7 protein-coding genes are annotated in these 7,670 nt (G+C 41.8%); all 7 read right to left on the reverse strand.

Annotated elements, in window-relative coordinates:
• Position 1: 1 nt before the first annotated feature.
• Complete coding sequence (gene bamA, locus WKF69_RS02820) at positions 2 to 2,551, reverse strand: outer membrane protein assembly factor BamA (protein ID WP_340379390.1); 2,550 nt, start codon at positions 2,549 to 2,551, stop codon at positions 2 to 4.
• Positions 2,552 to 2,612: 61 nt separating this feature from the next.
• Complete coding sequence (locus WKF69_RS02825; protein WP_340379391.1) at positions 2,613 to 3,353, reverse strand: isoprenyl transferase; 741 nt, start codon at positions 3,351 to 3,353, stop codon at positions 2,613 to 2,615.
• Between the two features lie 348 nt (positions 3,354 to 3,701).
• Positions 3,702 to 4,490 carry a DUF6089 family protein gene (locus WKF69_RS02830; protein WP_340379392.1) on the reverse strand — a complete coding sequence of 263 codons (789 nt, stop codon included), beginning with the start codon at positions 4,488 to 4,490 and terminating at the stop codon, positions 3,702 to 3,704.
• A 13-nt stretch (positions 4,491 to 4,503) separates the two neighbouring features.
• Entirely contained in the window at positions 4,504 to 5,388 is an 885-nt protein-coding gene (locus WKF69_RS02835; protein ID WP_340379393.1) for an NAD kinase, read from the reverse strand.
• A gap of 9 nt (positions 5,389 to 5,397) precedes the next feature.
• Positions 5,398 to 6,060 (reverse strand): CBS domain-containing protein, encoded by a 663-nt coding sequence (locus WKF69_RS02840; RefSeq protein ID WP_340379394.1) that lies wholly within the window; start codon positions 6,058 to 6,060, stop codon positions 5,398 to 5,400.
• 3 nt (positions 6,061 to 6,063) lie between these two features.
• The gene (locus WKF69_RS02845) at positions 6,064 to 6,825 is read right to left on the reverse strand and encodes an alpha/beta hydrolase (protein WP_340379395.1); all 762 of its coding nucleotides are present in this window, start codon (positions 6,823 to 6,825) and stop codon (positions 6,064 to 6,066) included.
• Between the two features lie 129 nt (positions 6,826 to 6,954).
• Positions 6,955 to 7,404 carry a GatB/YqeY domain-containing protein gene (locus WKF69_RS02850; RefSeq protein ID WP_340379396.1) on the reverse strand — a complete coding sequence of 150 codons (450 nt, stop codon included), beginning with the start codon at positions 7,402 to 7,404 and terminating at the stop codon, positions 6,955 to 6,957.
• Positions 7,405 to 7,670: the final 266 nt, after the last annotated feature.

Consider the following 7,670-nt stretch of genomic DNA (forward strand, 5'->3'; position numbering starts at 1 on the left):
ATTAATTGAAACCACCATTTAATGCTTGTGAAATACTAAACGTAAAAGGTTGCCTTCCATTGTCATCACCCACACCAGGAATTTTATCAAAGGCAAAACCGTAGTCAATACCAAGTAATCCGAATATAGGTAAAAAGACGCGTGCTCCAACACCGGCAGTTCTCCGGACATTAAAGGGAGCAAAATCTCGGAAAGAGTTCCATGTGTTACCACCTTCTGCAAAGGCAAGAACAAATATGGTAGCAGACTGGCTGGCAGTTATCGGGTGTCTTAGCTCCAATACGTATTTATTGAAGATCGGGCTCCCAGAACCCTGAGCAATAGTTGGATTAGACCCGGATGGAATAACAGCATTATTCGCATAACCACGCATGGCAATGATTTCAGAACCCTGGAGGTAATCAAAGCCCTGCATACCATCTCCACCAAGCTTAAACCGTTCAAATGCAGACTGGCCAACAGCAGTGTTATATATTCCCAATAAACCGAATTGTGCCTGAGCCTTTAAAACAAGTTTGCCGTATATCCTTTGGAACCACTGAGATTCGAATTTCCATTTATGATATTCCGTGAACTTATATTTTTCCTTATCAGTAGCAATTGTATAGTTCTTATTATTCAATAAAGAATACGGCGGTGTTGCCTGCACAGTAAGTTTAAGGTTAGAACCTGACGTAGGGAAGATCGGCGCGTCAATTGAACTGCGGCTAATTTCCTGAGTTAAATTGAAGTTATACGATGTTCCTGTTGCGAAGATGAACTGGTTATAATTGTTCAACTTGTATTGCTGCAGGTTAATCGATGTATTTGCCTGGAAATAATCATCCGGCCATTTCAAACGCTGTCCTAAGGTGAAGGTCATACCGTTTAGGCGGATCTTCTGCTGATCTAAATCGCTATCGCGTAAGCCATTAGACTGTAAAGATGTAAACGCACTGATACCGAAATAAATGGGCTTCTTGCCGCCCAGCCAAGGCTCTGAGAAAGAGAAGCTGTATGACTGGTAGAATTTACCATTCGTCTGGCCCCTGATACTCAATTTCTGTCCGTCGCCCTTTGGAAGCGGTTTCCATGCACTCATGTTAAATAAATTACGGGCCGAAAAGTTATTGAATGTGAGGCCAAGTGTACCTACCACACGTCCGCCTCCGAAACCACCGGAAAGCTCGATCTGATCTGAGGGCTTTTCAACAACGTTATACTCGATGTCTACTGTACCTTCGTTCGGATTGATATTTATAGGCTTAGGATCTGTTTTAGTGTCATCGAAATTTCCTAACTGGGCAATCTCACGAGTACTCCGAACAATAAGCTCTTTTGAGAATTTCTGTCCCGGCTTAGTACGGATCTCTCTCAGGATAACTTTATCATTCGTAAGGTCATTACCCTTCACCATAACTTTATTGACAGTGTACTGCGGACCTTCGTACATCCTTATCTCCAGATCTATAGTATCACCATATATCTTCGTTTGGATCGGGTCAACATTAAACGTCAGGTACCCATCATTCAGATAAAGTGATGAAATGTCATCCCCATTCGGGCTGCTTGAAAGTTTCCTGGTAAGCTTCTCTTCGCTAAACACTTCTCCTTTTTTAATAGAAAGCAGTGTTTCCAGGAATTCACGCGGATATTTAGCATTCCCGGCAAAAGTTATATTTCCAAAATAATATTTAGGGCCTTCGTAAAGATTTATCTTAACTGTAACCCCGTTCTCACTTGACCGGTAGGTCGAATCGCTTACTATCTCTGCATCTCTGTAACCCTTTTCGTGCATTTTTGCGATAAGCGCGAGCTTGTCTTCATCATATTTAGCCTGCAGGAATTTGGCTGAACCAAACACTTTATAAAAAGCACGCTCCTTGGTTTTCTTCAAATATTTTTTGAGGGTCTTTTCCTTAAAGTCTTTATTCCCGGTAAAAACTACCTCATCAATTTTTACCCGTTTGTTCTTATCAACCGTAATGTCTAATATCATATTATTAGCTTCCGCGGTATCCTTCTTTTGCGCAATGGAAACATCTGTATAGAGATAGCCCTTTTCGTTGTAGTGCTTTTTGATGATGTCAGTTGTTGTTTTGATCAAATTCTCATTAACAACCTTCCCTGTTTTATCAGCTAACTTAGCTTTGATATCCGTTACTTCACCTTTCTTCAAGCCCAGCAGTTCTATCCTTGTAAGGCGCGGACGCTCAACCACAACAATATCAAAAAAGATAGAATCTCCCCGGATCTCAGCTATATTCAATTTAACGTCATCAAACAATCCCTGACCCCATAGGTTTTTAACTGCATTTGACGTAGCATCGCCAGGGACCATGATCTTATCGCCTGTGGTAAGCTTAGAGATTGTTATCAGAACTGCCTTATCCAAAAATTGAGTACCACTCACGGTAGTACCTCCAATGGTAAATTCCTGCGGATTAAGATAACTAATTTCAGAACTCGTCGGGGCGGTTCTGGCAGGTTGCTGCGTTCCGGTTCTTCCAAACTGCGCCATCGCAGATGTACCTGAAATAAGTAAAAATATTATAATTAAAATACGGTTCATTTCTCGTGTTTAACGGTGCTAAAATAAGCTAATCACTTGTTAAAAAGTGTTAAAGTTAAAATTAGTTCAATTGTTCACTGGTCATTCCAAAGCGCCTTTCACGCTTTTGAAAATCAATAACAGCCTCAAAAAGGTCCTCTCTTCTGAAGTCGGGCCACAGCTTTGAAGTAAAATACAGCTCGGAATAAGCAAGCTGCCAAAGCAGGTAATTACTGATCCTGTGTTCTCCGCTTGTGCGAATCATCAGCTCGGGGTCAGGCATACCTGAGGTACTTAAATACGATGCAAAAATATCTTCAGTAATGTTCTCCAGCTTCAGCTTTCCTTCTTGCACATCTGTAGCAAGTAATTTAGCCGCCTCGGTAATCTCCCACCTTGAGCTATAACTTAAAGCGAGCGTCAGCGTACAGGCGGTATTGCCTGAAGTCTTTTCAATCGTCTCTTTCAGTTGCCGGTAACATTTCTCCGGAAGCGACTTTAGATTTCCAATGGCATTTAATCGCACACCATTTTTCATCAGCGTTTTTGTTTCCTTGTTTATAGTAGATACGAGCAATTCCATCAAAGCCATTACCTCCAGCTTCGGCCTGTTCCAGTTCTCGGTTGAAAAGGCATATAACGTTAGATGCTTTATGCCTAACTCTACCGCACCTTCAACCGTGTCTCTAACAGATACTACCCCATTTTGGTGGCCGAAAACACGGAGCTTCCCCTTCTCCTTAGCCCAGCGGCCGTTTCCATCCATTATAATGGCAACATGCTGCGGAAGCCGCTCCTTATCTATTTGATCAATCAAACTCATTGAATAACGCTAATCTAAAACACGGCTAAAATATGTAACCCTGAAAATTAGAGCTGCAAAGGTACGAATAATCGGGTCTTCTTTACTACTTGAATGAAAACAGATACGTCATTTGAACCAGCAAATTTACTCTCTGTCTGGTTGGTGTCTATTCCTGGTTGGTGTCTATTCCTGGTTGGTGTCCCACCAACCAGGCTTTAATATCATTTGGGATAATTGGTGTCTTCACCAATTAAATTCGCGTTGGTGAAGACACCAACATCTATACCTCACGGCATCTCGTTTGTTGGTGGGACACCAACAAACATTCAAAGACACCAACAAACATTCAAAGACACCAACAAACATTCAAAACGTAGGACATTTGATAGAAACGAAGGTGTAAGTAAGGCTGATCGCCGTGAACATGTATGTATCTCTCGGCCTGAAATCTCCCCGCTGCACGCCCGGGCTTCCACTCTGGCTAAGGGAACGGTCTGATAAGGCTGGTGTAGTTGGACTAGCTGGCGGATTCGCTGCAAAATCCGGATATCTGGCACTTACATCATCAAGATAATCTGTAAAAGCTGTACGATAACCCAGCTCACCAATAATGTTCCAGTTACCACTTAAATTATATTTTACCCCTGCGCCATAAATGGCTGACAGGGCTTGTTTTTTATAATCGACACCTTCTGTCTGAAGCGGATGCAATTCAACTTCGCTGCCGTTATAGTCCGCAACCGGGTTAAAGGCTAGCGCCCCCACACCTGTAAATAAGTACGGGCTAAACCTTCTAGAGCCAAAACCCGGAAGCCCCCCAGGCAAATAGTTAAAGAGGTTTAATTCTGCTTGCAGAGATAATTCAGATAAAGCAGTACGGAATTGTAAGTTACGGTCAATCTGATAGCCATTAGACGACTTTGCGTCGTCGCCTTGAATGGTACAGCTCATAAAGCCGACTTTAGCCGACCAGTGGCCATTAAAATTACGTTTGATTTGCCCGCCAAATACCGGGTCCGTGAATGTGTACGGTTTGACCGGGTTTAGGTCGCCCATATACCCCGCAGCCCCTGCTGAAACGCCAGCTTCCCAGGTTTGGGATAGGGCAATATAACTTTGTGAAAAGAAACAAATAATAAGGATTAGCCGGCGCATTAAAAGAATTTACTTAATAGTTTCTTGTGTCTATTCCCCAAAGCAATTTGTTCCTTAACGTAGATAAATAGTTTTCATTATTCAGCCTAATCAAATTAATCCCAAAATCTGCCTTTCTGACCTTGATTTTAATTGATGCATCGATTACTTCTGTGCGCGAATCACAGGTAACGAGGTATTTTGAGCTCCTTCCCTCAATTTCGAAAGAAAGAATGTTGTTATCAGAAAGAACGATAGGCCGCACATTCAGGTTATGCGGAGAAATGGGCGTTACTACCATATTTCCCGAACCAGGGAGAATGATTGGCCCGCCGCAGCTTAACGAATAAGCTGTGGAACCGGTGGGGGTTGCTACAATTAAACCATCTGCCCAGTACGAGTTCAGAAAATCTCCATTAAGATATGCATGAACAATCATCATCGCGGATGTATCACGTTTGTGTATCGTAATATCATTTAGCGCAAAGTTTTCATTACCGAAAAGGTTAAGATCTGAGTCAAGCATCAACTGCTCTCTCCGGTCCAGAGTAAATTCTTTATTTACAAGACTCTGTATTGCAGTTGCGATGTCATTCTTGTTAATGCTCGCCAAAAAGCCAAGCCGGCCAAAATTTATCCCTATTACCGGAATATTTGAATTACATATAAGCGTTACCGTATCAAGCAGGGTTCCATCGCCTCCAAGGCTTATCACTACGTCGACTTTCCCTGCGATCAGGTCATGGTGATTTCTGAAGATTTGGAACTTCTTTGGAAAGTGTATTTTTCCGGAGATGAAGTGATTATACTTATCAAACACAAAAGGCTCAATATCAAACTGAGCGAGGCTGTCAAAAACCATCTGAACATGAGGCAAAACGGTATTATTGAACTGCCTGCCATAAATTGCAATCTTCATGCTGATTTTTTAGATGTCAAGGTAATTCATAAGCTGGTCATATCTGTCGGATGTGCCATCATCTGCTTTTGTATCATTGAATGTGGCCTTGACATTATAATCGTACCTTAAAAAAGAAGCTAAAATAGAGGATATATCTGTTCGGTTAAGCTTGAGAGTAACCTCCAGACGCGTCGAGTCAGGGAACGACTCGATATAAGAACTTAATATCTGTGCATTATTCGATTCCACAATCTGTGCAATATGCGATAATGAATTATTCCGGTTATTGATTTCGAGGATAATAATACTGCCCGGTTCCTTCACCGAAGTTATCGTGGCAACATGCTCCATCATCGTATTTATAGAGATTAGTCCTTTGTAATTCTTATGAGCATCCAGCACCGGAACTATACTAAGCTTTTGCTCGTAAAACAGGCGGATAACGTCATAAACATGCTGCTCCTGAAAGACAAAAGGGTTATGAAGTGATAAACTTAGCCCTCCAATGGGAAAAGTAAGGTCAGGTGTCTCAATCAGATCCTCATCAGAGATCAATCCCAGAAACTGCTGGTCATTAACTATGGGCAAGTGATTTACTCTGAACTCAGCCATCCTTTCCATAACCTTCTGAATGGTATCAGAAGTTTTTACCGGGGGAATGGCATCAGATATGAGTTCACGTGCATACATAATCTACTCTTTTTGTTTATCGAGGAACTTTCTTAGATATACGTTAAATTCCGCAGGTTGTTCCATCATCGGGGCATGTCCGCATTTTTCGACCCAATTCAGCTCTGAATCAGGAAGCAGCTGATTAAATTCAATGGCAACTTCCGGCGGGGTGATTCTATCCTCTCGGCCCCATATCAGACATACTGGGACTATTATCTTATGAACGTCTTTTGACATATTATGGCGTATTGCTGATTTAGCCATTGCCAGTATCTTTATCACTTTAACCCTGTCGTTAACAATCTGGAACACTTCGTCTACAAGTTCCTTTGTTGCCGTAGCCGGATCATAGAATGTGTATTCAACCTTCTCTTTAATGAAATCATAGCTCTCCCGCCTGGGAAATGATCCGCCGAATGCATTCTCATATAAACCAGAGCTTCCGGTAAGTACTAACGCTTTAACATCCTCTGGGTGGCTTAACGTGTAGATAAGGCCAACATGTCCCCCCAAAGAATTTCCCAGAACAGTAATATTTTTAAGGTTTTTATATTTAACAAACTTGTGAACAAACTTTGCCAGCGTTTTCACGCCGGTGGTAAGCAGCGGCAGATCGTATAAAGGCAAAAGGGGAATAATGACCCTATATTCGTTTTTGAACTCGTTCACCACTTCAGTCCAGTTACTCAGCGCTCCCATCAAACCATGAAGCAGTACTAGTGTTTCGCCTTCGCCTTCGTCAATGTATTTAAAACCGTTTTCTTCCTTTATTGCGAACTCCATAGAATTGTCAAGTGCGTGTATCGTGTTACCTGCTAAGATATAAGTCTAAAAGTAAAATCAGTATAAAAACTAATTTATATGCTTATAAATATAAGTTATTGTACCTAATTGCTAAAATGAGCATTCCCGTTAGGCCAGGAGCTCTTTTACAAGCTCAGAGATTGTCTTGCCATCAGCTTTCCCGGTCAATTCCTTATTGACTAATCCCATCACTTTACCCATATCTTTCATACTCTCTGCACCCGACCGCTGAATTGCATCTTTCACGTAAGCAGCAACCTCATCGCGCGCCATTTGTTTTGGAAGATAGGCTTCGATTACCTGCATTTCTTCAAATTCGATCTGATAGAGATCATCCCGTTTTTGTTCCTGGTAAATCTCTGCCGACTCTTTACGCTGTTTCACTAATTTCTGCAGCACTTTTACTTCAGCTTCTTCTGTTAACACATCTGTTGCCCCTTTTTCGCTTTTGGCAACCAACAGCGCAGCTTTGATAGCCCTCAATCCACGTAAGCGGGCTCCATCCTTGCTCAACATGGCGGATTTGATATCCTTATCTATATTTTCCTGAAGCGACATTGGTTAGTATAATTTTCGATTTGGTTAATTTCTGCAAAACTACGGAATAGATATTGGTTAGGTGAATTTTAAAAGATTTCCATTGATATCTATAACTAATCCCAACTTTCAATAAGTTTCTGTGATTGAGGCCCCGACTTTCGATAGATTCTATGAAGAGGTCCCGACTTTCGATAGGTTCTATGAGGAGGTCCCGACTTTCGATAGGTTCTATGAGGAGGTCCCGACTTTCGTCGGGATGACAAGGCTGCTATGGTAATGAAGGG

This window comes from Daejeonella sp. (assembly GCF_037719425.1).
Lineage (GTDB): Bacteria > Bacteroidota > Bacteroidia > Sphingobacteriales > Sphingobacteriaceae > Daejeonella.

Excerpts from the sequence above, each read along its gene's own strand:
- WKF69_RS02850 (WP_340379396.1), bottom strand. The coding sequence starts at position 7,404 with ATGTCGCTTCAGGAAAATATAGATAAGGATATCAAATCCGCCATGTTG.
- WKF69_RS02840 (WP_340379394.1), bottom strand. The coding sequence starts at position 6,060 with ATGTATGCACGTGAACTCATATCTGATGCCATTCCCCCGGTAAAAACT.
- WKF69_RS02845 (WP_340379395.1), bottom strand. The coding sequence starts at position 6,825 with ATGGAGTTCGCAATAAAGGAAGAAAACGGTTTTAAATACATTGACGAA.
- WKF69_RS02825 (WP_340379391.1), bottom strand. The coding sequence starts at position 3,353 with ATGAGTTTGATTGATCAAATAGATAAGGAGCGGCTTCCGCAGCATGTT.
- bamA (WP_340379390.1), bottom strand. The coding sequence starts at position 2,551 with ATGAACCGTATTTTAATTATAATATTTTTACTTATTTCAGGTACATCT.
- WKF69_RS02830 (WP_340379392.1), bottom strand. The coding sequence starts at position 4,490 with ATGCGCCGGCTAATCCTTATTATTTGTTTCTTTTCACAAAGTTATATT.
- WKF69_RS02835 (WP_340379393.1), bottom strand. The coding sequence starts at position 5,388 with ATGAAGATTGCAATTTATGGCAGGCAGTTCAATAATACCGTTTTGCCT.